The following is a 24,867-nucleotide window of genomic DNA, read 5'->3' as shown; positions in this document are numbered from 1 at the left end:
TACATCGGTTGTCATTCTTCTTTCCCGAAAACCGACATCCGCATGAACTCTCCGTCGTACTGGGCAAGGGCGGCCACGCGCTTCCGGTCCAGAATTTCCACCCGGTTTGAGCGGAACAGGATCAGCCCTTCTTCCCGCAAGTCGCGCAGCATCCGGTTGAGATGAATTGGCGTCAGCCCCAGTGCATCGGCAAGCTGATATTGTGTCAGCGGGCAGTAGAAGGAATTTGCATCGCCCATCCCCGAAGATTGCACGCGGTCGGAAAGTTCGAGAAACAGATGCGCGGTGCGGACGAAGGCAGCCCGGCACCCGATATTGGTAAGATGCTCGATAAGCAGGGATCGCTGGCGCGCGAGAAGCTCTATGAAGATCAGGCTGAGGCGCGGCGCGTATTCAATGGAGGCCTCGAGAGAGACGAGCGGAATTTCGAACACCGACATGGGCGTGATTGCCGTGATGGTGTTATAGCTGTAACCGTCCGCCGTTCGCAGCCCCAGAAAATCGCTTCGCATGGGGAAGTCGATGATCTGCCTCTCGCCGCTGGCCAGATCGCGATAGACACATCCCCAGCCGGAACGCACGAGATGGAGGCTTCTGATTTGTTCTCCCTGCCTGATGATCGCGGCATCGGCGGCAAAGTCGCCTTCGATAATGGTGAGAGAAGAAAGCGCGTCTATCTCCCGCGCTCCGAGCTTGGCGAAAATTGGAGAGGCCTCCAATAAACCAATGAGCGCTTCAGTCGATGGGTCTGTGGTCTGTCTGCCACTGTGCATTTTTAACCCGTTGGAGCAAATTTTGATATGTGTGAAACGGCCTTTCGGCGAGAATGCGCATTAAGACGAACAGTTAGGGCGCTGATCTCATCTAAGCAAATCGAAATGCGCTCCAAACATTTTCTGAAAACTACAGGGCGATCTTCCGCTTGGAAGAACACATGAATAATCGAGGGATATTTCTGCCAGTGAGCATGAATATCCTTGAGCAAGAGTTACTCAAATTCCGTCTTGAGCTTCTCAAATTTCAGTAAAATCGGAAATCAACTAAACCAAAGATATAGAGGCTATATCTCCTGCCGTTCAAGTCTTTCTTACAAGTGGTCATAAATTTTATGCATTGCTAACATAAGTTAATGACACGATTATTTCCCGATAGCAATATTCACGCTGGTCATGGTTAGGGCTCTATCCATGTAAGCATTGGAAAACACTCGTCTCTGACGAAAGTAATAGTAGGATGCATAAACATAGAGCAACTTGAGTATGCCGGGAGCATCACATGTTGGAAGTAAGAGGGGATAGCATTTGGACTGCTCCGGAGCACGGGGATGACAGGGGGGGTGCTTCGGGTATTGAGGCCGTACGGGAACGGCGCCTGTTGCTGGTATGCAAGAGCAATCTTGAACGGCAATGTCTTTATAACGGGCTTGTGCTGAACGGGCTCAAGCTTCCCGTGGAAACACAAGCGACGATCGAACTGGCAGATCCAACCGAGGATATTGCTGTTGTTCTGATCAATATAGGTTCGAAGCGACTGGCGGACCCATTTTTCTCAGAAAAGCTGCAGGCTGTGATCGAGCTCTGGCGTCCGGTGCCGGTCGTGTTTCTCGCTGAACGCGAGGAGTGGGCTCAGGTCGTGCGTGCCATGGAAATCGGCGCTCGCGGCTATATTCCCACCTCGGTCGATATAAAAGTCTGTGTCGAGGCCATTCATCTTGCCACCGCCGGCGGCATGTATGTGCCCGCTTCCATGGTTTTTCAGACCGCGCCGGCCGATATCGACGACGACGTTCTGGGAGAACTGCTCACCGCGCGCGAGATCGAGGTTGTCCATGCGATCCGGATCGGCAAGTCGAACAAGATCATCGCCTTCGAGCTCGGCATGAGCGAGGGTACAGTGAAGGCGCATGTCCATAACATCATGAAGAAGATCGGCGCCGCAAACCGTACGGAAGTGGCTTGCAAGCTGCACCGGATGTATGGCGAAAAATTCGATCTCGATTAAATCATCATTTCTCGTTTGGTCCGGTGTCGTTACTCCACATTGGGAGCGCCGGCACCCGGTCCCGCTTGCCTGACGTGCAGATTTTTCCCGCGTTTTCGCGCTGGGCAAACCGGCCATTCTGCTTCAGCCGCTGAAGAAAGGCGGCCTATGTCGAAAATTGTTCCGGCTGAAGTGGTTGCTTTCTATTGAAAAACCGCGAAATTATCCGGACGCGATCAGAATAATGCCAGCCTCAGGACAACAATGCAGCTCACTCCCCGTCACAACGCAATTCTAGAGCTCGCTCGCAAACAGGGGCAGGTTCTGGTGGACGATCTTGCCGCGGCATTCGAGGTGACGCCGCAAACGGTGCGCAAGGACCTGAACGACCTCTGCCGGGCTCGGATGCTGCGCCGCATCCATGGTGGGGCGCTCTATCCGTCCGGTGTCGAGAACATGGAATATGAGGCGCGGCGTCGCATCGCGGCGCATGAGAAGGAAGCGATCGGGCGCGCTGCCGCGGAGATCATTCCCGATGGCGCTTCATTGTTCATCAATATCGGCACCACGACCGAGGCCGTCAGCCAGGCACTGGTCGACCATGACAATCTTATGGTCATCACCAATAATATCAATGTTGCCAATACATTGCGGGTTCACGCCTCGATCGAGGTAGTGGTCGCGGGCGGTGTCGTGCGTCCGTCGGACGGGGGGATCGTCGGCGAAGCCGCCGTTGATTTCATCCGGCAGTTCAAGGTCGATTACGCGATCATCGGAGCCTCGGCCATGGACGAAGACGGGGCGCTGCTCGATTTCGATTTCCGCGAAGTGAAAGTGGCGCAGGCCATCATTGCCAATGCCCGGCATGTCATCCTCGTGACCGACGCCACAAAGCTGGAGCGCACGGCGCCGGTGCGCATCGGCCATATATCGCAGATCGACACATTCATTACCGATCACTGCCCGTCGGACCAGTTGCGGAACCTGTGCCGGGAAAACGAGGTCGAACTGATTGAAACCCTTGGCGAAAGCCCGACAGCGGAAAAAGAGTCCTAGTTTCGTTTATTTTCGATTTGCTTTCGTATTAAATGAATTATATTCGCTTTGGTTTTCGGAGAGTGGTCTTCGGGGTTCGCCATGGCGCAAGAGAAACTATTCGACATTTTTGTAATCGGCGGCGGCATCAATGGATGCGGTATCGCGCGCGACGCGATTGGCCGGGGATTTTCGGTTGGCCTGGCCGAGATGAACGACCTGGCCAGCGGCACATCCTCGCGGGCCACCAAACTCATCCATGGCGGATTGCGCTATCTCGAGCATTATGAATTTCGTCTGGTGCGCGAGGCGCTTATGGAGCGGGAAGTGCTGTGGGCCAATGCACCGCACATCATTCATCCGATGCGGTTCGTGCTGCCTTATCACAAGGGCGGAGTGCGCCCTGCATGGCTGCTGAGACTGGGGCTGTTCCTCTACGACCATCTGGGCGGACGCAAAAAACTTGCCGCCACGCGGACGCTCGATATGCGCTCCGATCCGGCGGCCGCGCCCTTGAAGCCGCTTTTTACCAAGGCATTTGAATATTCGGACTGCTGGGTCGACGATGCGCGCTTCGTTGCCCTGACCGCCCGGGATGCGGCGGATCGCGGCGCGATGATCCGCACCCGGACCAGGGTCGTGGCGGCCCGCCGTGACCGGGAATGCTGGACCATCACATTGGAAGATACCGACACGCACGAGCGCGAGGAAGTTCGCGCCCGCCTGCTGGTCAATGCCGCCGGTCCGTGGGCCGACAAGGTGCTGCAGGGCGTGGAGGGAGATCGCCAGCTTCACAATGTCCGCCTCGTTCAGGGCAGCCATATCGTGGTGCGCAGGAAATTTTCCGATCCGCGCTCCTATTTCTTCCAGAACAATGACGGGCGCATCATCTTCGCCATTCCTTATGAAGATGATTTTACCCTGATCGGCACGACCGATCAGGATTATGAGGGCGATCCGGCCAAGGTCGCGATCACCGACAGCGAAACCGACTATCTCTGTGCGGCCGCCAGCGAATATTTCAAGGAACCCGTCAGTCGCGCGGATATCGTGTGGACCTATTCCGGTGTGCGTCCGCTTTATGATGACGGCGCGAGCAAGGCGCAGGAAGCGACCCGCGATTACGTGCTGAAAGAGGATGCGCCCGATGGGCTTGCTCCCCTGATCAATGTGTTCGGCGGCAAGCTGACCACGGCGCGCCGGCTTGCCGAACATATGCTGGAGAAGATCGAGCAGCGGCTGGGGCAGAAGGGAGCGCCATGGACCCATGCCGCCCCGTTGCCCGGCGGCGATTTCGTGGATGTCGAGTTCGAGCGTGAGTTGCAGAAGGTAAACGCCGCTTATTCCTTCCTCGCCCCGGCCCATGCGCGACGGCTGTTCCGGCAATATGGAACGCGCATCCACAGCCTGCTCAAGGGTGCCGCTTCCCTGACCGACCTCGGACAATATTTCGGCGCCGACCTTTACGAAGCCGAAGTGCGGTATCTTCAGGAAAATGAGTGGGCAGTCAGCGCCGAGGATATCTTGTGGCGGCGCACGAAACTGGGTCTTCGCCTCAATGCGGCGGATGTTTCCTCGCTTGAGGAATATCTGAAGCCAGCGCGCGTCGCCTGACCCCTCTCGATCTTTAGAGCATTTCCAGCAAAAGTGTGAAACGGTTTTGCGTTGGATAATGCGATAAAACAAATAGTTAGAGCGGTTCCGGCGATTCTGTTAGAATAGGAGCCGCTCTAGCCGCACTTGCCAGTTGTGTTTTGAGCAGTCATTATTCTCCCATATAGCGGGTTCCAGCCTTCCTGGGAGGAAAAGATGGGCACACCGCACGACCGGACACATGCTGACCGCATCCAATCCGCAATCACGACGGCGGGTGGGGCTGCACGGTCTGCTCTCGTCGCCTCGTGGCGGCGCTCGGCGGAACTGCACGGGCTCGACCCTGCCGAACCGGGATCGGTGCGCACACTTTCCGATGGCGAGTTCCGAACCGCCCATCAACGGATCGAACGCCTCGTCAGCATAGCGCAAGCCAGTATGGACCGCCTTTATCTGGCCGTCGGCGGCGTTGGCTGCTGTGTGTTGCTGGCCGACAGCGAAGGCGTGCCGGTCGAACGGCGCGGCGCGCCGGGCGATGACGACACCTTCTACCGTTGGGGGCTTTGGACCGGTGCTGTCTGGAGCGAACAGAGCGAAGGCACCAACGGCATCGGCACCTGCATCGTTGAACAGCGCCCGCTGACGATCCATCGCGACCAGCATTTCCATACGCGCAATATCGGGCTTTCCTGCACGGTCGCTCCCATCCATGACCATCAGGGACGCCTGATGGCAGCACTTGATGTCTCCTCCTGCCGCGCCGATCTGACCGAGGCTTTTGCGCAGCTTATATCGGTGGCCGTTATCGACGCTGCGCGCCGCATCGAGGCTGAAAATTTCCGTCAGGCTTTTCCCGATGCGCGCATCATGCTGGCGCCAAGCCCGGACCGCACCGGTGGCGCGCTGATCGCCGTCGACAAGGACGACCTCGTCGTCGGCGCGACGCGCGCGGCGCGCCTTGCCCTGGAGCTTGACGATGATGCACTGGCAGGCCCCTTGCCCGCCGCAGATCTTCTGGGGACGCCCGCCGACCCGCGCGAGGACATGGCGGAATCGGAGCGCGGGGTGATCCTGCGGGCACTGGCCCGCGCGGAGGGTAATATTTCCTTTGCGGCGCAGCTTCTGGGCATCAGCCGGGCGACGCTGCACCGCAAGCTGAACCGTCTGAAGATCATTCGCGCCCATTGATGAAGCCACGCTGAAATAGGCGGGCGAAACTGTCTCAATATTGCGACACATGATCTTGCGAGCTTGAATGCGTGGGATGACTCTTCCCCGCTCCCGCGCGATCCTCAACCATGAAGCGCTGTAGGAGCAGCGTTGTTTCTGGGAGGATGTCATGAACAAGGTTGAATTCAGCCGGACCGTGAAGCCGGCTTTTGCAAAGCGTTACGGAAACTTCATCGGCGGCAAATGGGTCGAGCCTAAATCGGGGCGCTATTTCGACAACACGTCGCCCGTCAACGGACAGGTGCTTTGCGAAATAGCCCGTTCGGATGCCGCTGACATTGAAGCGGCGCTCGACGCAGCGCATGCCGCCAAGGATGCCTGGGGCAAGACGAGCGCGGCTGAACGCGCGCTCATCCTCAATCGCATCGCCGACCGGATTGAGGAAAACCTGCCCGCGCTGGCGGCTGCCGAAACGTGGGACAACGGCAAGCCGATCCGTGAAACCACCAATGCCGACCTGCCGCTCGCTATAGACCATTTCCGCTATTTCGCAGGCGTCATTCGCGCCCAGGAAGGCGGCATTTCGGAAATCGATCACGACACGGTCGCCTATCATTTTCATGAACCGCTCGGTGTCGTCGGCCAGATCATTCCCTGGAACTTCCCGATCCTCATGGCGACGTGGAAACTTGCGCCCGCCCTTGCGGCAGGCAACTGCGTCGTTCTGAAACCGGCCGAGCAGACTCCGGCTTCGATCCTGGTGCTTATGGAGCTGATCGGCGATCTGTTGCCGCCCGGTGTCGTCAATGTCGTCAACGGCTTCGGCCTCGAGGCAGGCAAGCCGCTCGCCTCGAGCCCGCGCATCGCCAAGATCGCCTTCACCGGCGAAACGACGACCGGACGCCTGATCATGCAATATGCCAGCCAGAACCTCATTCCGGTTACGCTGGAACTGGGCGGCAAGTCGCCGAATATCTTCTTCAAGGATGTTGCCGCGGAAGATGATGATTTCCTCGACAAGGCCATCGAAGGCTTCGTGATGTTCGCGCTCAACCAGGGCGAAGTCTGCACCTGTCCGAGCCGCGCGCTTGTCCATGAATCGATCTACGACAAGTTCATGGAGAAAGCGCTGAAGCGCGTGGAGGCCATCGTGCAGGGCGACCCGCTCGATCCGGCCACGATGATCGGTGCGCAGGCATCCAGCGAGCAGCTGGAAAAAATCCTGAGCTATCTCGATATCGGCCGTCAGGAAGGCGCCGAAGTGCTGACCGGCGGCGAGCGCAATATTCTGCCGGGCGATCTCGCCGGTGGCTATTACGTCAAGCCGACGGTGTTCAAGGGCAACAACAAGATGCGCATCTTCCAGGAGGAAATCTTCGGTCCGGTCGTGTCCGTCGCTACCTTCAAGGACGACGCCGAAGCGCTATCGATTGCCAACGATACGCTTTACGGCCTCGGCGCCGGCATATGGACCCGCGACGGGACCCGCGCCTATCGCTTCGGACGGGCCATTCAGGCTGGCCGTGTGTGGACCAACTGCTACCACGCCTATCCGGCCCATGCGGCATTCGGCGGTTACAAGCAGTCGGGTATCGGTCGCGAAAACCATCTGAAGATGCTCGACCATTATCAGAACACCAAGAACATGCTTGTGAGCTACAGCCCGAAGAAGCTGGGCTTCTTCTAGAACTCCCGGCAGACGCAATGCGGAGAAAACGTCTTCGCATTGCGTTCAATCAAGGGTCGGGATCGCTCTTCATGCCAGTATTGCGTCGACTTTAACGATTCCCAATACCCTCCCAAGGGGCCTGGGCGGAAACGCCCGGGCGACCTTTTGTCCATGACTGCGAATTTTCACATTTCTTCCGTCCCCCAGGAAGCCAGCTCAGTTCGACAACGAAGGAGAAACTTCATGGCAAAGACAATGAAAGCCGCCGTGGTGCGCGCATTCGGAAAGCCCCTGACGATTGAAGAAGTGCCGGTGCCCGAACCCGGCCCCGGCCAGATACAGGTCGCCATTCAGGCGTCGGGCGTTTGCCATACCGATCTGCACGCAGCCGAGGGCGATTGGCCGGTCAAGCCCAATCCGCCGTTCATTCCGGGCCATGAGGGCGTCGGTTACGTCTCTGCCGTGGGTAGCGGTGTCAAACACGTGAAGGAAGGCGACCGGGTCGGCGTTCCATGGCTCTACACCGCATGCGGGCATTGCCGCCATTGCCTGGGCGGCTGGGAAACGCTCTGCGAGGCACAGGAGAATACGGGCTATTCGGTCAATGGCGGCTTTGCCGAATATGTGGTTGCCGATCCCAATTTCGTCGGCCATTTGCCGAAGAGCATCGATTTCAACGAAATCGCGCCGGTCCTGTGTGCGGGCGTAACGGTCTACAAGGGTCTCAAGGTTACGGATACGAAGCCTGGCGACTGGGTTGTTATCTCCGGCGTGGGCGGACTGGGCCATATGGCGGTGCAGTATGCCAGGGCCATGGGGCTCAATGTTGCTGCTGTCGATATCGACGACAAAAAGCTCGATCTTGCGCGCAGGCTCGGCGCAACTGTAACCGTCAACGCCAAGACGCATAACGATCCGGCGGCCTATATCAAGAAGGAAACCGACGGCGGCGCGCAGGGCGTGCTGGTTACGGCGGTTTCGCCGATCGCCTTCGAACAGGCGCTGGGCATGGTGTCGCGCGGCGGCACTGTCTCGCTGAACGGCCTGCCGCCCGGCGACTTCCCGCTTTCCATCTTCAATATGGTGCTGAACGGCGTTACAGTGCGCGGATCGATTGTCGGCACCCGGCTCGATCTGCAGGAGTCGCTCGATTTTGCCGGTGATGGCAAGGTGCGAGCCACCATCCGCACCGAAAAGCTGGAGGATATCAACTCCATCTTTGACGATATGCGGCAGGGCAATATCGAAGGCCGCGTGGTCATGGACCTCACGCAATAATGCCCCGTGCCGCATCAAGGGTGCGGTAGAATGCACATCCGGGCGGGCATTGCACAAGTGCCCGCTCGTCGTCCCGGGAGGAGGATATGGCGGAGAAAAGCCCCGATACGGACCACGGACAGGTGAGCGCCACACAGGCCGCACTTGATCTCATCCGGGAATTGCAGGCCGAATATGGGCCGATCATGTTCCACCAGTCGGGTGGTTGTTGCGATGGGTCATCGCCGATGTGCTATCCGCAAGGCGAATTCATGGTGGGCGACACGGACGTGAAGCTCGGAGAAATCGGTGGTGCTCCGGTCTATATCAGCGGCCCGCAATATGAAGCCTGGAAACATACCGAACTCATCATCGATGTCGTCCCCGGACGCGGAGGCATGTTTTCGCTCGACAATGGCCGCGAGGTTCGCTTTCTGACGCGATCGCGGGTCTGCTCAATTCCCTGATTTCTCTTTTCGTTTTGCGGCGAAGCGGTTAGAGCATTTCCAGCAAAAGTGCGAAGCGGTTTTGCGTCGGATAATGCGTGAAAACAGAAGGATAGATCGGAGAGGGAGGGAGACGATCCGATATGGCCGCAGCAGGAAAACGAGCAACCATTCATGATGTGGCACGCCTTGCCGGTGTGTCGATCAAGACAGTTTCGCGCGTCTATAATGACGAACCGAATGTGCGCGAGGCCATCCGCGAAAAGGTCCGGCAGGCCGGAAGCGAGTTGCGATACCGCCCCAATGCCGCCGCCCGCAACCTTGTCGAACGCCGGTCTCACCTGATCGGTCTTTTCTTCGAAAATCCGAGCGCCAGCTACGTCACCGAATTGCAGATGGGCGCGCTGGAACGGCTGCGCGACACGCGATACCGCCTGCTGATCTTTCCCGTCGAAAATCGGGATGATATTCGCGGCGCGCTGATCGAAACGGCGCACGCCTCCGGCCTCGACGGCATCATCGTGACGCCGCCCATGTCGGACGATCCTGAAATCCTCGCCGAACTGACGGCATCGGCAATGCCGTTTGCGCGGGTGGCGGGCGATGTGAATGTCCATCCGACCGACAGCGTCACGATTGATGACGGGGCTGCCGCCTTCGATCTCATGGAATATCTTCTGAAACTCGGCCACCGCCGGATCGCCATCGTCATTGGCGATCCAACCCATCGTTCGGCGGAACTGCGCCTGGCGGGCTATCGGCGCGCGCTGGAGCAGGCGGGGATCGGGCGTAACCCGGATTACGAGGTGCAGGGTGGTTTCAGTTTCACAAGCGGCCTTGCTGCCGGAAAGAAATTGCTTTCGCTCGATGAGCCGCCGACGGCGGTGTTTGCGTCAAACGACGATATGGCGGCTGCCGTCATGCAGGTCGCCTATGACCATAATCTTGCGATACCCGACCAGCTGACGGTGGTGGGCTTCGATGACAGCGCTATCGCCAGCATGGTCTCGCCGCAGATCACCACTGTCCGCCAGCCGATTTTCGAGATGACGCGCGACGCGGCGGACATGCTCTTGAAACAGATCGAAACCGGCCATTTGTCGGCTTCGCGGCAGATTGATTATAAACTCGTCATTCGCCAGTCGTCCGGCAAGGCGCCGGTATAGACCTGTCTAACTCTGTTCGGGATGCGGGGGGAAGAAGCGCTCGCGGGCGAAATTGCTGCCGAAGATCATGTCATATTGCAGCATCTGATAATCGCGCAGCAGCGGCGGGAAGGGCGGCCGTTGTTGCCAGCCCTCTTCGGCATTCTCCGACCGGTCAAACACTGCATGATTGTCAACGACCCGGTAGCGCTCGTGCAACTGGCGCAGGAAGCCGGTGTAATAGGGGTGCTGCATCCCGGCCATGTCCAGAATGTGCAGCGGCAGGAAGGCGGGGCTGATCGTGCCCGTTCCCCGTTCGGCCCCACGCTTGTTTGACCAGAGAACCAGCGGGGTTTCGTGCTGCAGCATCATATCTTCGGCAGATGCGGTGCGGCTTGCAACCCGGTTTGCCATGAAGCCGGTCTCGACATAGACGGGGCCGAGTGGCGGCAGATGGTCGCCGAAGAAGACGAGAATGGTTTCGCGGTCACGCTTGGATGCCCACTCCATCAGCCTTGCAAGGCTTGCATCGGCATCCATCGCTCCTTGCGAATAGGAACGGATCGACTGGCGGGTATGCTCGCTGGCGTCGGTCTGCACCTCGAGTTTGGAATCTGGATAGCGGTTGGCCTCATATGGGCCATGTCCCTGAAGAGAAACGGCGAAGAAGAAGAACGGCGCATCCATGGAATCGGCTTCGCGGATGATTTCATCGGTCAAGGCAGCGTCGGACGCCAGCGCACCGCGCTTTTCCAGCGGCGGCATGTTTTCCTCTGACATGAACCGGTCGAAGCCCATGCTTTCATAGACGGGACCACGGTTCCAGAACCATTGGCGATAGGGATGGATGGCCCGCGTGGCGTAACCCTGATCCTTGAAAAAGCTTGCAAGCGAGGGAAGCGGGCGACGGATATATTGCTGGTACGGAATGCTGCCCGAAGGCAGGAACGCCTTGGAAAACCCGGTCAATGCTTCAAACTCGACATTGGCCGTCATGCCGCCGAATTCCGGCGAGAAGACATGGCCGGACTGTTCCGCACGCACTGTCGGGATCGGATCGGCGCTGAAGGCCACGCCGGGAAGGCGCGTCGGATCCCAGAAGGATTCGCTCATCACCATGATGACGTCCGGCTTGCGGCTGTCGAATGCGGCAGGGATGAGCTGCGCGGGCGGTTCGATGGCGGCAATCGCCTCCGGGGAATAACCTTCCGGCGCGAAGACGGTTGCCATCGGCACATTCAGGATGAAAGCCATGGTGAAGCCGTTATGCGCGTAATTTTCCTTCTGGTCCCACATGATGGGCAGAATGCGCAGACGGTCCCGGGCCAGCGAAAAACTCGCATAATCAGAAATGACCGCGAACCAGGCGAGCAGCGGCAGCGCGAAGGCAAGACGCAGCATCCGCCCCTTCCACGGGATCGGGTCGAAACGCCGCCACCAGAACAGCGTCACGGTGATCATCAAGGCTGCCGAGGCGATGAGCAGCAGGGCTATGCCCACCGCGCTCCATGGCCGGTCGCGCACCAGCAGCGGCAGAAGATCCACGATCTGACGGGCATAGAGAAAATCGCTCGGGTAGAGCGGATCGCCGAGATAAAGGCTTTTTTCACGGGCGGTCGTGGCGGCAATCAGCGCCAGCGGCCCGACGACGATGAAGCCATAATGGATGCGCCCGAAAATGGCGTCGCTTGCGGTGAGCACGACGACGAAAAGCGCCACGGTCGTCCATGCGGGCTTGTGCGGTGTGCGGAAGAACTGCATCGTATCGGTGAACGAGCCGCGCACGATCCATTCGATGGCGAAAACCAGCAGGGTCGAAAGCACCATGGAAGCAAGCGCAATGGCGGCCAGACGCAGCGGCCAGGCAATACGGGCAGGCCCGAAAATCGCGGCATCGCTCCAGCGACGCGCTGCGGTATTTTCCATCACACCCGGCATGTTTTTACTCACCAACTCCGAGACTTCACAAAAATCCTGTCACATTTCTGTCATGGAAATGTCAACTCACGTTTGGGCCACGCTTGGGCCGCGAGTGATACGCACCGTGATCTGAACGGATGATGAATGGAGCATGTCTCCCGAAAGCGGAAAGCGGTTTCGGGTCGAAGACATGCGAAAAAACAAACAGATAGGGAATATGAAATGAAGACAGGGCCGGAATCATCCGGCCCTGTCGGTGGCGACATGGGAGACTGGATTACGAAAAGACGTCTTCCAGCCCCTTGGTCAGTTCCAGCGCCTGACGCTCGAACAGGCGGCGGTAGATGCCTTCCGGCTTGCGGATAAGCGCATCATGGTCGCCTTCTTCGAGGATCTTGCCCTTGTCGAAGACCAGCAGCCGGTCAAGCGCCCGAACCGTCGAAAGCCGGTGTGCGATGACAAGCGTCGTGCGGCCCACCATCAGCCGTTCCATCGCCTGCTGGATCAGCACCTCCGATTCCGAATCGAGGCTCGACGTCGCCTCGTCCAGAATGAGGATCGGTGCATTTGCCAGAAACGCACGGGCAATGGCGACACGCTGGCGCTCACCACCCGAAAGCTTCACACCGCGTTCACCGACAAGCGTTGCATAGCCTTTCGGCAGGCGGCTGATGAAGTCGTGCGCGCTCGCAAGCTTCGCAGCTTCCTCGATCTCGGCCTGCGTCGCACCGGGGCGGGCATAGGCGATGTTCTCGGCCAGCGTCCGGTGAAACAGGATCGGCTCCTGCTGCACGATGGCGATCTGCGATCGGAGCGATGCCTGTGTGACATCGGCAATGTTCTGCCCGTCAATGCGGATAGCGCCGCCGCTGACATCGTAAAGCCGCTGGATCAGCTTGACGAAGGTCGTCTTGCCCGAACCCGAATGACCGACCAGACCGACGCGCTCGCCAGCCTCGATCTTGACCGAGAAGTCGCGATAGAGGGCGGATTCGTGACTGCCATAATGGAAGGTGACGTGATCGAAAGTGATCTCGCCATTTCCAATTTTGATGGCCGGAGCACCCGGCTTGTCGGCAATACCGTAAGGCTGCGCCTCGATATCGACCAGTTCCTCCATGTCGTTGACCGAGCGCTGCAGGTTGCGGATATGCATGCCCACATCGCGCAGATAGCCCTGCAACATGAAGAAGGCGGTCAGGACGAAGGTGATATCGCCCGCCGTTGCCTTGCCCTGGCTCCACAGATAGAGCGCAAAGGCAATGACGACGCCGCGCATCACCAGAAGGTTCGCACCCTGGATGAAACCGTTCAGCGTACCGATCAGCCATGTGCGGCGTGTGCGGCCGCGCCACTTGGTGACGACCTTGGCAAGACGCATATCCTCGCGGCTTTCCGCACCGAACGCCTTCACAACCGCATTGCACGAAATGGCATCGGCCAAAGCGCCGCCCATGCGCGTGTCCCAGCTATTGGCAAGTGTTGCCGCAGGGGCGACGAAGCCGAGCGAGATCACGATGGTGCAGACGATGAACAGCACCGAACCGATGGCAACCAGCAGGCCCATCAGCGGCCAGTACCACGATAGAAGTGCGACCGAGCCGAGCAGCATCAGGACCGATGGCAGCAGGGCCACGATCAGCGTATCGTTGAGCAGGTCGAGCGCCCACATGGCCCGCGAGACCTTGCGCACGGTCGATCCGGCAAAGGCATTGGCATGCCAGTCGGTCGAGAACCGCTGCAGCCTGCGGAACGAGCTGGCTGCCATGTCGCTCATGATCTTCAAGGTGAAGTCGGTGATGACATAGAAGGTCAGCTGGCGCGTGATCAGCGCCAATGCACCCAGCGCAAGCAGGACGATCAGCGCATGAATGGCCGCATCCCATGCGCCGTCATTGCCCAATGAAAGCGCGTCGACCAGCCGCCCGGAATAGAGCGGGGTCAGAACATCTGCGGCTGTTGCGAGCAGCATGCCGATTATCATCAGCGTCAGCCGCACGGGCTGACTTCGCCAGTGGCCGAAAGTGTAGCCGAGGACGTTGCGGAAAGCAGGTCCCCGGAAATTGATGCGAAACCGAGTCATATCTACAATACCAGGCCGCGTTCGGGCGGATTCTGGTTCCTTTAAAAGCATTTTCAGCAAAAGTGCGAAGCGGTTCAGCGTCGGACGATGCGTGAAAACAAAGACAAAACAAGCAGCCGGTGAGGGCTGCGGCAAATTTGGAAGTTTTGGAATGTGCCCCTTTAGGGAGGGCGTTCAGGCCTCAGCCTGCATCGCGGGCCAAGGACTTAAAGCTTGGAAGCGCCCGCGCGAACACTGGGCACCATCGGGAATGGGTAATAGACACGCATCTCATACCTCTTGCCAGTGTTGCGGATAGGTGCACAATAAATGAGCAAAAATATTTGCCAAGGCGAAAAATGACAATTTTTCCAACTGGTCATTGACTGTGACAAATTTGCAAGGCGGGCCTTTCAAGGCCTTGGCCCGGGGCTTATTTTCACTTTTTGCGTTACAGGACGGCTCCGGTCTTGCAATTCCGCCGCTCATGGGTGAAGGGTCGTTCTGAGATATATCAGAGCCGTGCGGCGCACAGGGAGAGTTCATGACGGTACATCAAAATCTGATCGCGGGCGAATGGGTCGGCGGCGACGGGATCGCCAACATCAATCCTTCGGACACCAATGATGTCGTTGGAACCTATGCGCGCGCAACGGCTGAAGACACCAAGGCAGCCATTGCCGCCGCGAAAGCCGCTTTCCCGGCATGGTCGCGTTCCGGCATTCTGGAGCGCCATGCGATCCTGCGTAAAACCGCAGACGAGATTCTGGCGCGCAAGGACGAGCTTGGCCGTCTTCTGTCGCGTGAGGAAGGCAAGACGCTGGCCGAGGGCATCGGCGAAACCATCCGCGCCAGCCAGATTTTCGATTTCTTCGCCGGCGAAGCCCTGCGTCTGGCAGGCGAAGTTCTGCCTTCTGCGCGCCCGGGCATCGGCGTCGAAATCACCCGCGAACCTGTCGGCGTCGTCGGCATCATCACGCCGTGGAACTTCCCGATCGCCATTCCGGCATGGAAGATTGCGCCGGCGCTCTGCTATGGCAACACGATCGTCTTCAAGCCGGCTGACCTCGTGCCGGGCTGTTCCTGGGCGATTGTCGATATCCTGCATCGCGCCGGTCTTCCGAAGGGCGTGCTCAATCTCGTCATGGGCAAGGGTTCCGTGGTCGGCCAGACCATTCTGGACAGCGCCGACGTCAATGCCGTCACCTTCACCGGTTCCACCGGCACGGGCAAGCGCGTTGCGGCTGCATCCATCGAGCACAATCGTCGCTTCCAGCTCGAAATGGGCGGCAAGAACCCGGTCGTGGTTCTCGATGACGCCGATCTCAATGTGGCTGTGGAATCGGTCGTCAATTCCGCCTTCTTCTCTACCGGCCAGCGCTGCACGGCTTCCTCGCGCATCATCGTCACGGAAGGCATCCACGACAAGTTCGTTGCCGCCGCCATTGAAAAGCTGAAGACCGTTGTGGTCGACAATGCGCTGAAGCAGGGCACCCATATCGGCCCGGTGGTCGATGAAAGCCAGCTCAAGCAGGACATGGACTATATCGAGATCGGCCGCAAGGAAGGCGCGAAGCTTGCCTTTGGCGGCGAACGCCTCAACCGCGAAACGCCGGGCTTCTATCTCCAGCCCGCGCTGTTCACGGAAGCCACCAACCAGATGCGCATCAGCCGCGAGGAAATCTTCGGCCCGGTCGCTTCCGTCATCCGCGTCAAGGATTATGAAGAAGCGCTTGCCACCGCCAACGATACGAATTTCGGCCTGTCGTCGGGCATCTGCACGACGAGCCTGAAGCACGCCACGCATTTCAAGCGCAATTCGGAAGCGGGCATGGTGATGGTCAATCTGCCGACCGCGGGCGTCGATTTCCATGTGCCGTTCGGCGGGCGCAAGGGTTCGAGCTACGGTCCGCGCGAGCAGGGCCGCTACGCCGCCGAGTTCTACACGACGGTGAAGACGGCCTATACGCTGGCCTGATGGCAGTTTGAACAAACATGAAAACCGGCGATTTCCCGCCGGTTTTTTTATGCGGCTTTTCGCGGCCAGGCGCAAGCTTGCGGGCGAAATGCGACACCGTGCCGTGCAGCAGCATGGTGAAAGCCGCCAGAACGAACAGGCAGGCGAACATCAGGTCCACCTTGGCGCGTCCATTGGCGAGCAGCATCAGATAGCCGAGCCCCTTGGATGCCCCCACCCATTCGCCCACTACGGCGCCGATGGGGGCATAGACCGCAGCGAGGCTCAGGCCCGACGCCAGCGAAGGAAAGGCGGAGGGGATGCGGATGCGAAACAGGATCGCCATGCGCCCGGCCCCCAGGATTTCCGCCGCGTCGATCAGGCTGCTGTCAGTGCGCCGCATACCATCGAAGAAGGTCGAAACGACGGGAAAGAAGATCATCAGCACCGTGACCGCAATCTTCGATGCAGGGCCATAGCCGAGCCACAAGGTCAGGATGGGGGCGAGCGCGAAGATCGGGATCGCCTGGCTGAACACCATGGCGGGCATGACGAGGCGCTGCGCCAGCGGTGACATCATCAGGCAGATGGCGGTCGCAATGCCGACCGCACTGCCAAGGGCAAGACCGCCCAGCACTTCGCCGATGGTGGCGATGGCGTTCTCGGCAATCAGCCCGGCATTGCCGATCAGCGCCTGCACAACATCAAGCGGACCCGGCAGGATGAAGCGCGGCATCTGGCCGATGCTCACCACCGCCTGCCAGATGGCGAGCGCCACCGCTGCCGATAGCAGACCATCGGCAGCGCGTTTCATTCGGCTTCGGTTCGAGAGCGCTTCGGTCACTATCCGGCCTTCAACCCCATCGACCAGAACTCCGCTTCGAGCCTGCTTGCGGTGGCAAATATCTGGCAGAGCCTTGGCCAGCGCGGGCTTTTCTCGAAGTCATCGCCGATGCGGTCCCTCGCGGCCTGATCGAACAGCTTGCCCACCGTGTGGCACATGTCCTGATAATCAGGCCCCGCATAGGTATCGATCCACTCCTGATAGGGCGTGCCGGGGCGGGCCGTCACAGCGAGATTGAGGCCGATCTCGCCATAGCCATGCGCGCAGGGCACGAGCGCGGTCAGCAGGTCGAGGAAATCGCCCGCCTGTCCGCAATCGAGCACATAGCGCGTGTAGGCGAGGTTTTCCGGCTCTTCCTTCGTGGCGTAAAGCGCGTCCTCGCTGATGCCTTCGCGGCCGCAGATGCCGACATGAAGCGGCAGCTCCGTCACCGTCAGCCGATGCATGATCTGGGCGCAGAGCCGGGTTTCCTGCAATGTATTCGCCTTGACCACACCGAGCGCGAAAGCGCGGGCATAGTGATGCAGATAGACATAATCCTGACGCAGATAATGCAGGAAGGCCGCCTTGGGTAACGTGCCATCGCCAAGGCCCCGCACGAATTCATGCTCGATATAGGGCTTCCAGTCATCAAGCGTCGCTGCGCGAAGGCGCGTGAACAGTTCGGATGAATAATGCGGCTGCGGCTGGCTCATGACTTGCTCCCTTCGGCATTGACGTCGATGGCGAATTTTTCGACCGGCAGGATGGAGGGCACCAGATTGTGCTCCTTGAGATAAGCCTCATAGCGACGCCAGCGGCCGGTATCGAGGCTGGCAGGTGCGCGTGAAAAGCGCGCGACGGTGTCTTTCCAGGCGCGCTGGTTCAATTCGTCCTTGAGTTCGGTGCTGTAGGACGAGAACAGCTCGAAACCCTTGTCCGGGTGATTGACGATATATTGCGCGGCCTTCTCGGTGGCCGACAGGAAGCGGGAAATCTTGTCCTTTTCCGCCGCGTCGAGCCCGGTCGTGGCTGCGACATAGACCAGCTCGTCATAAACCGGCACGCCTTCTTCCTCGACGAAGAAGCATTTGCCCGGCACGCCTTCGACGGCCATCTGGTTCAGTTCGACATTGCGATAGGCACCCATCACCGCATCGACTTGCTTCGACATCAGCGACGGCGCAAGCGAGAAATTCACATTGATGAGCTCGACGTCGGAAAGCTTCACGCCATGCTGTCCGAGAATGGTGCCGAGGAGCGTTTCCTCCACGCCCGCGACCGAATAGCCGATCTTCTTGCCCTTGAGATCGGCAATGGAATTCACCGAGCCGTCGTCGCGGGCCATCAGGCAGTTGAGCGGCGAGTCGATCAATGTGCCGACACGGACGAGCGGCAGCCCCTCATGGACCTGAAGATGCACCTGCTGCTGATAGGAGACGGCGAGATCGGCCTGCCCCGCCGCGACCATCTTGGTCGGGGTCGAGGCATCGGCAGGGGCGACGATTTCCACGTCCAGCCCCGCATCCTTGAAGTAGCCGAGCTTGTCGGCAACGATGATCGGGCCATGATCGGGGTTCACATACCAGTCGAGAATGAGCTTCAGCTTGTCATCGGCGTGAGCCGAAGTGGCAGTGGTGAGGGCGAGGCCGAACAGGGCGGCAAAGGCAGTCTTTTTCATAGGGTTTGCTCCAGAGCATGGCCTGCATAAGCGCGCGTGGTTTCGATCCATTGGCGCAGGCGGCTTTCAGGGTCGGCATTGAGTGTGATGTCGGTGACGACGGAAACGATGTCGGCGCCTGCTTCGAAAACGCCCGGCGCGCGCTCCACGCTCATACCGCCGATGCCCACCAGCGGAATGTCGCCGATGCGCGCCTTCCATTGGCCGAGGCGAGGCAGGCCCTGCTCGTGCCATTTCATCTTTTTCAGGATGGTCGGATAGACGGGGCCAAGCGCGATATAGTCAGGCTTCAACGACAAGGCGCGGTCCAGCTCCGCCTCGTCATGGCTTGAAACGCCGAGCTTTAGGCCACCGGCGCGAATGGCATCGAGATCGGCATCGTCGAGGTCTTCCTGTCCGAGATGGATGAAGTCGCAGCCTTCCTCCAGCGCCAGTTTCCAATAGTCGTTGACGATCAGCTGGCAGTCATGGGCAAGGCATATCTCCCGGGCGGCGCGGATTTCACCGCGCAGTTCCGGTTCGCTCTTGTCCTTGACGCGCAACTGCACCAGCCTGACGCCAAGCGGCACCATGCGCTCCAGCCATCTGGCGCTGTCGAAGATCGGGTAGAACGGATCGAGGGCCATTACAAAAATGCCTTTCCGAGAAGAGGGGTGGATGGTGCGGCCATGTCGCGGGCTTCGATGGCGTCCGCCTCGAAGGCGAGCCGACCGGCTTCAACGGCAAGCGCGAAACCGCGTGCCATGACGACCGGATCGCCAGCCTTGGCGACGGCGGTGTTGATGAGCACGGCGTCATAGCCCAACTCCATTGCTGCCGCTGCATGGGAAGGCACGCCGATGCCTGCATCGACGACAAGCGGAATGTCGGGGAAATGCGCCCGCATGGTTTTGAGCGCATAAGGATTGTTCAGGCCGCGGCCCGAGCCGATGGGCGCGCCCCACGGCATCAGCACTTTGCAACCGGCTTCGAGAAGCTTTTCCGCGACGACCAGATCGTCATTCATATAGGGAAAGACCTCGAAACCGTCGTCGCATAGCGCGCGCGCCGCTTCCACAAGGCCGAACGGGTCGGGCTGCAATGTGTCATGGTCGCCGATGACTTCGAGCTTGATCCAGTTGGTGCCGAAGATTTCCCGCGCCATTTTTGCCGTGGTGACAGCTTCGCGGGCCGTGTGACAGCCCGCCGTGTTCGGCAGAACCTGCACGCCCAGTTCCCGGATCAGCGCCCAGAAATCCTGTCCGGCGCGGGCCTCGCCGCTTTCACGCCTGAGCGACACGGTGACGATACCGCTTTGCGAGGCGCGCACCGCATCGGCCAATATGGCCGGTGACGGATATAGCGCCGTGCCCAGCAGCAGGCGGCTTTCAAACTTCTTGCCATAAAATTCCAGCATCTCAGCCTCCCTGCATCGGGGCCAGAACTTCGATGCGGTCGCCAGCCGACAGGATCGCGGCTTCGCGCTCGTCGCTGGCCACGAATTCGCCGTTGAGCGCCGTTGCGACAACCGCTTCATCCAGTTCGATTTCGATGAGCAGCGCCGCCAGATTGGCGGCTGTCGTGGTGACGACTTCACCGTTCAGCACGATTGTCATGCATAGTCCTCCACAAATTCGGGCCTGGTTTCGGGTGCGGTCGCAGCGGCGACCGCCATGCGCGCCATCGCCGGCGAGAGCAGGAAGCCGTGGCGGTAAAGCCCGTTGACATAGATGGTTTTGCCGCGCCGTCTGACGCGAGGCAGGTTGTCCGGAAAGGCCGGGCGCGCATCGACCCCGGTTTCGAGAATTTCCGCCTCGCCGAAGGCCGGATGCAGGGCATAGGCGGCACTCAGGAGTTCCAGAGTGGAGCGCACGCTGATCCCGGACCGCTCGCCGCTTTCGATCATGGTCGCGCCGATCATGTGCACGCCGTCGCCGCGCGGCACGATGTAAAGCGGAATGCGCGGATGCAGGAGCCGCACGGGCCGCGAAAGATTGATGTCGCGGGATCGGACAACCAGCATTTCCCCCTTGACGCCGCGCAGGTCGGGCAGCGCATCCCGTGCGGCAAGGCCCCGGGCATCGACCACGATATCCGCGTCGATTGTCCCTGCGTCCGCTTCCGTACCGAGATGGAAGACGACACCTTTTCGTTGCAGGTTTCCGGCCAGCTCGATCAATGTTCTGCGCGGGTCGAGATGCCCTTCACGCGCGAAGAACAGACCCTGCCGGAAACGTCCGGCCAGATCGGGTTCCAGCGCATCAATGCGTGCTTGATCGATTGTGTCGAAGGCTTCCGTCCGGCGGACGAAGCGACGCAACTCGCTGGCATCGCGCGTGTGCGACAGGACGAGCGTGCCTTCACGCTTGACTCCGGAGACGTGCTTTTCCCACCAGCCGAGTGCTTCCTGCCCAAGCCGCACGACGGGTTCTTCGGCGCTTTCGCCCTCGCACCATGGCGCCAGCATGCCGCCCGCAAGCCACGAACAGCAATCGGCGCCGATCTGCGGGCTGCGGGCAATGACTGTCACAGCATGGCCCTGATCGGTGAACTCGGCGGCGGTGGCAAGACCGGCCACACCCGCTCCGATAATGGTGACGCGCATCAGGCAATCTCCTCGGTCCGGGTTTTCCAGAGGCCGTGGAAATGATGCACCGGCCCGTGGCCATGTCCGATCTTCAGGCTGTCGGCGGCGCGGATTGCCGCTTGCAGATAGGCATGCGCGCTCAGCACCGCCTTTTCCAGCGGCAGGTTCCGGGCCAGTTCCGCGGCAATGGCCGAAGAGAGCGTGCAGCCTGTGCCATGGGTGTTGGCGGTCAGGATACGCAGTGCTTCGACACGGAGCGTCGGCTGGTCCCGGCGAACCAGCAGATCGACGCAGGTTTCGCCTTCCGCATGTCCGCCCTTCATCAAGACGGCCTTTGCGCCAAGTTCCAGCAGCGCGCGCCCCTGCGCCTCAGCTTCGGCGTCGTCGCGCGCCACTCCGGCGTCGAGCAGGCAGGCTGCTTCGGGCCGGTTGGGTGTCAGCAAGGTGGCGAGCGGCACCAGCCTCTCGCGCAGCAATGCAATGGCGTTTTCACTCAGGAGCGCGGCGCCCGACTTTGCCACCATGACCGGATCGAGAACGATGGGGCCGGAAAAATGGGCAAGGCCGCGCGCGATGGCCTCGATGGTTTCGGGCACGGAGACCATGCCGATCTTCACCGCCGCCACGTCGAGATCGCTGAAAACGGCGTCGATCTGTCCTGCAACGATGGCGGGCGGGATGTCGTGCACGGCGCTGACCGTGCGGGTGTTCTGCACGGTCACCGCGGCGATGACGCTTGCGCCATAGACACCGAGTGCAGAAAATGTCTTGAGGTCGGCCTGAATGCCAGCGCCGCCGCTACTGTCGGAACCGGCGATCGTGACGCATATCGGCACGGATCGCGACGGGTCGCTCGTTGATTTGGTTCGGGAGAAACTGTTCTGTTGGTCCATCATATCGTCTCTCATTCCGAACGGAAGATGAGACGTCATGAACCTGGTCGGAGCCGAGACTCCATTTGGGGTGTTGCCCCGTCCGCGACGCGCCAAACTCCGTTCCCTACGCAGGTATTACCCGGATCAGGTTCAATGGGTTGGCGCGAGAACGCACCTCTCAGCCTTTTGTGTCGCAATACCGGACGGAAAACCGCTTGGCACTTTTCCTGATATTGCTTCGAAGGCACCCCAACGAATTTTTGCGCCTATAGGCATAGGCCGGAAGTTGAAGACGGTCAAGCGATGGAAAAAGTCTGATTTTAAAGAAATTCCTTAAATCGACCCCCAATTTGTATATGGTTTATTAAAATTCTCGGCTTTAATCTATGCTCGGGGTGCATCTGAATCGGGTTGCTCATAGTGCTAACAAACGAGACGGGCCGCTCGTGGAGTGGAGCCGTATAATCCTGTAGGATCAGTAGGATGAGGGGAATGCGATGAGGAAGCGGGGGGGCGCTTCGGCTTCGGCGGAAGGTACGATGGCGCGCACGTCCGAACAGGACTTCCGCATCCTTTTTACGACGCATCCGACACCCATGTGGGTTTATGACCCGGAAACGCTGCGTTTCATCGTGATGAATGACGCCGCATACCGGCTTTATGGTTATACAGCCGACGAAATCCCGGCCATGACCGTGCTCGATATTCGCCCGCAAACCGAGCGGGACCGGATGCTTGCCGCCATTCGTGATCGCAGCGACCTTGAGCGCCCGGAGCGCTGGCAGCATCTGCGCGCCAATGGTGAAACCATTGATGTTCTGACTTACGGACGTCAGGTGCTGTTCGACGGCAAGGAAGCCATTCTCGCCATCGTTCAGGACAGGACGGAAGTGACGGAGGCCAATCGTCAGGCAAGTCACGCGCAGACCTTGCTGGACAGCCTCGTCAACAACTTGCCGCTTGGTGTGTTCGTCAAGGACATGCAGGATAATGGTCGTTACGTGCTCTTCAATCAGGCGGCATCCGTGGCGAGCGGACAGCCGATAGAAGAAGCCCTCGGCGCTACCGACCTCGATCTTTTCCCAAAGCGCGAGGCAGCCGTCATTCTCGAGCAGGACCGCATGGCGATGCGGCGCCGGGACGTGCTGAGCGTCGAACGGAAGGTCGAGCGCAAGGACGGAACCTCGCGCACGATGCGGATCATAAGATGCTCCATTCCGCCGGTCGAAGGCGACGAGCCTCGCTATTTGATCGGCCTTCTCGAGGATGTGACCGAGCGGCGCGAAATCGAGGAGCGCATGGCGCATATCGCCATGCACGACAGCCTGACCGGCCTGCCGAACCGGGCCTATTTCGCCCATCACGTCGAGAGCCTGCTGAAGAAGGGCGGCGATTCCGAGCCTTTCGCATTGTTCTATCTCGATATCGATCATTTCAAGAACATCAACGACAGTATCGGCCATCAGGCGGGCGACCAGCTTCTGCAGGAAGTCGCGCGCCGGCTGAAACAGATTACGACCCCGGACGAATTCATCGCGCGGCTGGGCGGCGATGAGTTTGCAATCGTCTATCGCAGCGGCACGCTGGGGCAGATCGCGATGTTCGCCGTCCGCGTGCTTTCGGCTTTTCAGGACTCGTTCAAACTGGTCGGCAATTCGGAATTTGTAACGTGCAGCATGGGGATTTCCCAGGCGCCGCTGCATGGCGACAATCCCGATGCGTTGATGCGCAACGCCGATCTGGCACTTTACGCGTCAAAATCCGGTGGACGCCGCACATTCCGTTTTTATCAGCATTCCCTGCGTCTGGCGGCCGAGAAGCGTCACGTCATGACCGGGGAGCTTCGGCAGGCATTGCTGGATGAACAGTTCGAGCTTCACTACCAGCCGATCTTCAACCTTGAAAGCGGCAGGATTTCCGGCTTTGAGGCACTGATCCGCTGGCGTCATCCCGAGCGCGGCATGGTTTCTCCGGCCGAGTTCATTCCCCTGGCGGAAGAAACCGGGCTGATCGGGCCGATTGGCGACTGGGTCTTGAGGGCGGCCTGCCGGGAAGCTGTCCTCTGGCCGGAGGATATCAAGGTTTCCGTCAATCTCTCGCCGGTCCAGTTCAGCCAGACGACGCTCCTGCAATCGGTTACCGATGCGCTTGAAGCGGCGCGGCTTTCGCCAGACAGGCTCGAGCTTGAAATCACGGAATCGGTCTTCCTCTCGAACAGCAAGAACAATATCGAGCTGCTGTTCGAGCTTCGGCGGCTGGGTGTCCGTATTGCGATGGACGATTTTGGAACCGGCTATTCGTCGCTCAGCTATCTGCGTTCCTTCCCGTTCGACAAGATCAAGATCGACCGCAGTTTCGTTTCGGGCATCGAGGTCGATACGCGTGACCTCGCCATCATTCAGGCCGTGGCGACGCTTGGCGCCGGTTTCAATATTGTCACCACGGCAGAAGGCGTGGAAACCGCACAGCAGCTTGAACGCTTGAAGTCGGAACGGTTTGGCGAGGTTCAGGGTTTCCTCACCGGTCGGCCAATGCCTGCGGGCGACGTGCACTCCTTTATCCAGAATCGCAGCAATGCCGGGCTGGGGCTGGTCGCGGCGCATAATACCTTGCCGATCTAGAAACATCTCCCGAAAGGGTGGGGAGCCGCATTCGCGACAAACGCAATATCCATATGGAACTTGTGTC

The 24,867-nt window shown here is 59.6% G+C and carries 20 protein-coding genes, 1 pseudogene and 1 riboswitch; of the genes and pseudogenes, 10 read left to right on the top strand and 11 right to left on the bottom strand.

The features are described 5' to 3' along the window. Window positions 1-11: 11 nt before the first annotated feature. Entirely contained in the window at window positions 12-773 is a 762-nt protein-coding gene (locus ACS5UA_RS05045; protein ID WP_006470823.1) for a Crp/Fnr family transcriptional regulator, read from the bottom strand. A gap of 502 nt (window positions 774-1,275) precedes the next feature. Here ACS5UA_RS05045 and ACS5UA_RS05040 point away from each other — a divergent pair. From ACS5UA_RS05040 to ACS5UA_RS05005, 8 genes are all read left to right on the top strand, one after another. Beyond that, window positions 1,276-2,001, top strand: coding sequence for a response regulator transcription factor (locus ACS5UA_RS05040; RefSeq protein ID WP_006465924.1), 726 nt, complete (start codon window positions 1,276-1,278; stop codon window positions 1,999-2,001). A 243-nt stretch (window positions 2,002-2,244) separates the two neighbouring features. After that, window positions 2,245-3,036 carry a DeoR/GlpR family DNA-binding transcription regulator gene (locus tag ACS5UA_RS05035; RefSeq protein WP_025089729.1) on the top strand — a complete coding sequence of 264 codons (792 nt, stop codon included), beginning with the start codon at window positions 2,245-2,247 and terminating at the stop codon, window positions 3,034-3,036. A gap of 81 nt (window positions 3,037-3,117) precedes the next feature. Further along, complete coding sequence (gene glpD, locus ACS5UA_RS05030) at window positions 3,118-4,629, top strand: glycerol-3-phosphate dehydrogenase (RefSeq protein ID WP_021586350.1); 1,512 nt, start codon at window positions 3,118-3,120, stop codon at window positions 4,627-4,629. 195 nt (window positions 4,630-4,824) lie between these two features. Then, the gene (locus tag ACS5UA_RS05025; RefSeq protein ID WP_021586349.1) at window positions 4,825-5,796 is read left to right on the top strand and encodes a GAF domain-containing protein; all 972 of its coding nucleotides are present in this window, start codon (window positions 4,825-4,827) and stop codon (window positions 5,794-5,796) included. A gap of 151 nt (window positions 5,797-5,947) precedes the next feature. Beyond that, window positions 5,948-7,465, top strand: a complete 1,518-nt coding sequence (gene adh, locus ACS5UA_RS05020) for an aldehyde dehydrogenase (RefSeq protein ID WP_021586348.1) — start codon at window positions 5,948-5,950, stop codon at window positions 7,463-7,465. Between the two features lie 225 nt (window positions 7,466-7,690). After that, on the top strand, window positions 7,691-8,725 hold the full coding sequence (adhP, locus tag ACS5UA_RS05015; RefSeq protein WP_021586347.1) for an alcohol dehydrogenase AdhP: 1,035 nt from the start codon (window positions 7,691-7,693) through the stop codon (window positions 8,723-8,725). A gap of 86 nt (window positions 8,726-8,811) precedes the next feature. Next, entirely contained in the window at window positions 8,812-9,171 is a 360-nt protein-coding gene (locus tag ACS5UA_RS05010) for a DUF779 domain-containing protein (RefSeq protein WP_021586346.1), read from the top strand. A gap of 122 nt (window positions 9,172-9,293) precedes the next feature. Next, complete coding sequence (locus ACS5UA_RS05005) at window positions 9,294-10,316, top strand: LacI family DNA-binding transcriptional regulator (protein WP_021586345.1); 1,023 nt, start codon at window positions 9,294-9,296, stop codon at window positions 10,314-10,316. Window positions 10,317-10,322: 6 nt separating this feature from the next. Here the strand turns inward: ACS5UA_RS05005 and ACS5UA_RS05000 are convergent, their stop codons facing one another. After that, window positions 10,323-12,233 carry an LTA synthase family protein gene (locus ACS5UA_RS05000; RefSeq protein WP_021586344.1) on the bottom strand — a complete coding sequence of 637 codons (1,911 nt, stop codon included), beginning with the start codon at window positions 12,231-12,233 and terminating at the stop codon, window positions 10,323-10,325. 259 nt (window positions 12,234-12,492) lie between these two features. After that, window positions 12,493-14,298, bottom strand: coding sequence for an ABC transporter ATP-binding protein (locus tag ACS5UA_RS04995; protein ID WP_021586343.1), 1,806 nt, complete (start codon window positions 14,296-14,298; stop codon window positions 12,493-12,495). Window positions 14,299-14,821: 523 nt separating this feature from the next. Between ACS5UA_RS04995 and ACS5UA_RS04990 the strand changes: the two genes are divergently transcribed. Further along, window positions 14,822-16,255 (top strand): aldehyde dehydrogenase family protein, encoded by a 1,434-nt coding sequence (locus ACS5UA_RS04990; protein ID WP_006465935.1) that lies wholly within the window; start codon window positions 14,822-14,824, stop codon window positions 16,253-16,255. Between the two features lie 47 nt (window positions 16,256-16,302). Here the strand turns inward: ACS5UA_RS04990 and ACS5UA_RS04985 are convergent. From ACS5UA_RS04985 to thiD, 8 genes and pseudogenes are all read right to left on the bottom strand, one after another. Then, window positions 16,303-17,048, bottom strand: a pseudogene (locus ACS5UA_RS04985) (ABC transporter permease). A gap of 29 nt (window positions 17,049-17,077) precedes the next feature. Continuing rightward, window positions 17,078-17,773, bottom strand: coding sequence for a thiaminase II (gene tenA / locus ACS5UA_RS04980; RefSeq protein ID WP_021586341.1), 696 nt, complete (start codon window positions 17,771-17,773; stop codon window positions 17,078-17,080). Continuing rightward, the gene (locus ACS5UA_RS04975) at window positions 17,770-18,738 is read right to left on the bottom strand and encodes an ABC transporter substrate-binding protein (RefSeq protein WP_021586340.1); all 969 of its coding nucleotides are present in this window, start codon (window positions 18,736-18,738) and stop codon (window positions 17,770-17,772) included. The genes tenA and ACS5UA_RS04975 overlap by 4 nt, the downstream gene beginning before the upstream one ends. Beyond that, window positions 18,735-19,364: a thiamine phosphate synthase gene (locus tag ACS5UA_RS04970; RefSeq protein ID WP_021586339.1), complete on the bottom strand. Its 630-nt coding sequence runs from the start codon at window positions 19,362-19,364 to the stop codon at window positions 18,735-18,737. The genes ACS5UA_RS04975 and ACS5UA_RS04970 overlap by 4 nt, the downstream gene beginning before the upstream one ends. Beyond that, window positions 19,364-20,134 (bottom strand): thiazole synthase, encoded by a 771-nt coding sequence (locus tag ACS5UA_RS04965; protein WP_021586338.1) that lies wholly within the window; start codon window positions 20,132-20,134, stop codon window positions 19,364-19,366. The genes ACS5UA_RS04970 and ACS5UA_RS04965 overlap by 1 nt, the downstream gene beginning before the upstream one ends. A 1-nt stretch (window position 20,135) precedes the next feature. After that, window positions 20,136-20,333: a sulfur carrier protein ThiS gene (gene thiS / locus ACS5UA_RS04960; protein ID WP_021586337.1), complete on the bottom strand. Its 198-nt coding sequence runs from the start codon at window positions 20,331-20,333 to the stop codon at window positions 20,136-20,138. Next, on the bottom strand, window positions 20,330-21,322 hold the full coding sequence (gene thiO / locus ACS5UA_RS04955) for a glycine oxidase ThiO (protein ID WP_021586336.1): 993 nt from the start codon (window positions 21,320-21,322) through the stop codon (window positions 20,330-20,332). Before thiO ends, thiS begins: the two co-directional genes overlap by 4 nt. Next, window positions 21,322-22,197, bottom strand: a complete 876-nt coding sequence (gene thiD, locus ACS5UA_RS04950) for a bifunctional hydroxymethylpyrimidine kinase/phosphomethylpyrimidine kinase (RefSeq protein WP_025089728.1) — start codon at window positions 22,195-22,197, stop codon at window positions 21,322-21,324. The genes thiO and thiD overlap by 1 nt, the downstream gene beginning before the upstream one ends. 86 nt (window positions 22,198-22,283) lie before the next feature. Next, window positions 22,284-22,441: riboswitch (TPP riboswitch) on the bottom strand. 235 nt (window positions 22,442-22,676) lie between these two features. Between thiD and ACS5UA_RS04945 the strand changes: the two genes are divergently transcribed. Then, a complete protein-coding gene (locus tag ACS5UA_RS04945; RefSeq protein ID WP_443101211.1) occupies window positions 22,677-24,800 on the top strand; it encodes a putative bifunctional diguanylate cyclase/phosphodiesterase in 2,124 nt (707 codons plus the stop codon). Window positions 24,801-24,867 lie beyond the last annotated feature (67 nt).

This window comes from Brucella sp. RRSP16 (assembly GCF_052246815.1).
Classification (GTDB): Bacteria; Pseudomonadota; Alphaproteobacteria; order Rhizobiales; family Rhizobiaceae; genus Brucella; species Brucella intermedia.
This window is presented reverse-complemented; position numbering and strand designations above follow the sequence as displayed.

Excerpts from the sequence above, each read along its gene's own strand:
- thiS (WP_021586337.1), bottom strand. The coding sequence starts at position 20,333 with ATGACAATCGTGCTGAACGGTGAAGTCGTCACCACGACAGCCGCCAAT.
- ACS5UA_RS05005 (WP_021586345.1), top strand. The coding sequence starts at position 9,294 with ATGGCCGCAGCAGGAAAACGAGCAACCATTCATGATGTGGCACGCCTT.
- ACS5UA_RS04995 (WP_021586343.1), bottom strand. The coding sequence starts at position 14,298 with ATGACTCGGTTTCGCATCAATTTCCGGGGACCTGCTTTCCGCAACGTC.
- glpD (WP_021586350.1), top strand. The coding sequence starts at position 3,118 with ATGGCGCAAGAGAAACTATTCGACATTTTTGTAATCGGCGGCGGCATC.
- tenA (WP_021586341.1), bottom strand. The coding sequence starts at position 17,773 with ATGAGCCAGCCGCAGCCGCATTATTCATCCGAACTGTTCACGCGCCTT.
- ACS5UA_RS05000 (WP_021586344.1), bottom strand. The coding sequence starts at position 12,233 with ATGCCGGGTGTGATGGAAAATACCGCAGCGCGTCGCTGGAGCGATGCC.
- ACS5UA_RS04970 (WP_021586339.1), bottom strand. The coding sequence starts at position 19,364 with ATGGCCCTCGATCCGTTCTACCCGATCTTCGACAGCGCCAGATGGCTG.
- ACS5UA_RS05025 (WP_021586349.1), top strand. The coding sequence starts at position 4,825 with ATGGGCACACCGCACGACCGGACACATGCTGACCGCATCCAATCCGCA.
- thiD (WP_025089728.1), bottom strand. The coding sequence starts at position 22,197 with ATGGACCAACAGAACAGTTTCTCCCGAACCAAATCAACGAGCGACCCG.
- adh (WP_021586348.1), top strand. The coding sequence starts at position 5,948 with ATGAACAAGGTTGAATTCAGCCGGACCGTGAAGCCGGCTTTTGCAAAG.
- thiO (WP_021586336.1), bottom strand. The coding sequence starts at position 21,322 with ATGCGCGTCACCATTATCGGAGCGGGTGTGGCCGGTCTTGCCACCGCC.
- ACS5UA_RS05010 (WP_021586346.1), top strand. The coding sequence starts at position 8,812 with ATGGCGGAGAAAAGCCCCGATACGGACCACGGACAGGTGAGCGCCACA.
- adhP (WP_021586347.1), top strand. The coding sequence starts at position 7,691 with ATGGCAAAGACAATGAAAGCCGCCGTGGTGCGCGCATTCGGAAAGCCC.
- ACS5UA_RS05035 (WP_025089729.1), top strand. The coding sequence starts at position 2,245 with ATGCAGCTCACTCCCCGTCACAACGCAATTCTAGAGCTCGCTCGCAAA.
- ACS5UA_RS05045 (WP_006470823.1), bottom strand. The coding sequence starts at position 773 with ATGCACAGTGGCAGACAGACCACAGACCCATCGACTGAAGCGCTCATT.
- ACS5UA_RS04965 (WP_021586338.1), bottom strand. The coding sequence starts at position 20,134 with ATGCTGGAATTTTATGGCAAGAAGTTTGAAAGCCGCCTGCTGCTGGGC.
- ACS5UA_RS05040 (WP_006465924.1), top strand. The coding sequence starts at position 1,276 with ATGTTGGAAGTAAGAGGGGATAGCATTTGGACTGCTCCGGAGCACGGG.
- ACS5UA_RS04945 (WP_443101211.1), top strand. The coding sequence starts at position 22,677 with ATGAGGAAGCGGGGGGGCGCTTCGGCTTCGGCGGAAGGTACGATGGCG.
- ACS5UA_RS04990 (WP_006465935.1), top strand. The coding sequence starts at position 14,822 with ATGACGGTACATCAAAATCTGATCGCGGGCGAATGGGTCGGCGGCGAC.
- ACS5UA_RS04975 (WP_021586340.1), bottom strand. The coding sequence starts at position 18,738 with ATGAAAAAGACTGCCTTTGCCGCCCTGTTCGGCCTCGCCCTCACCACT.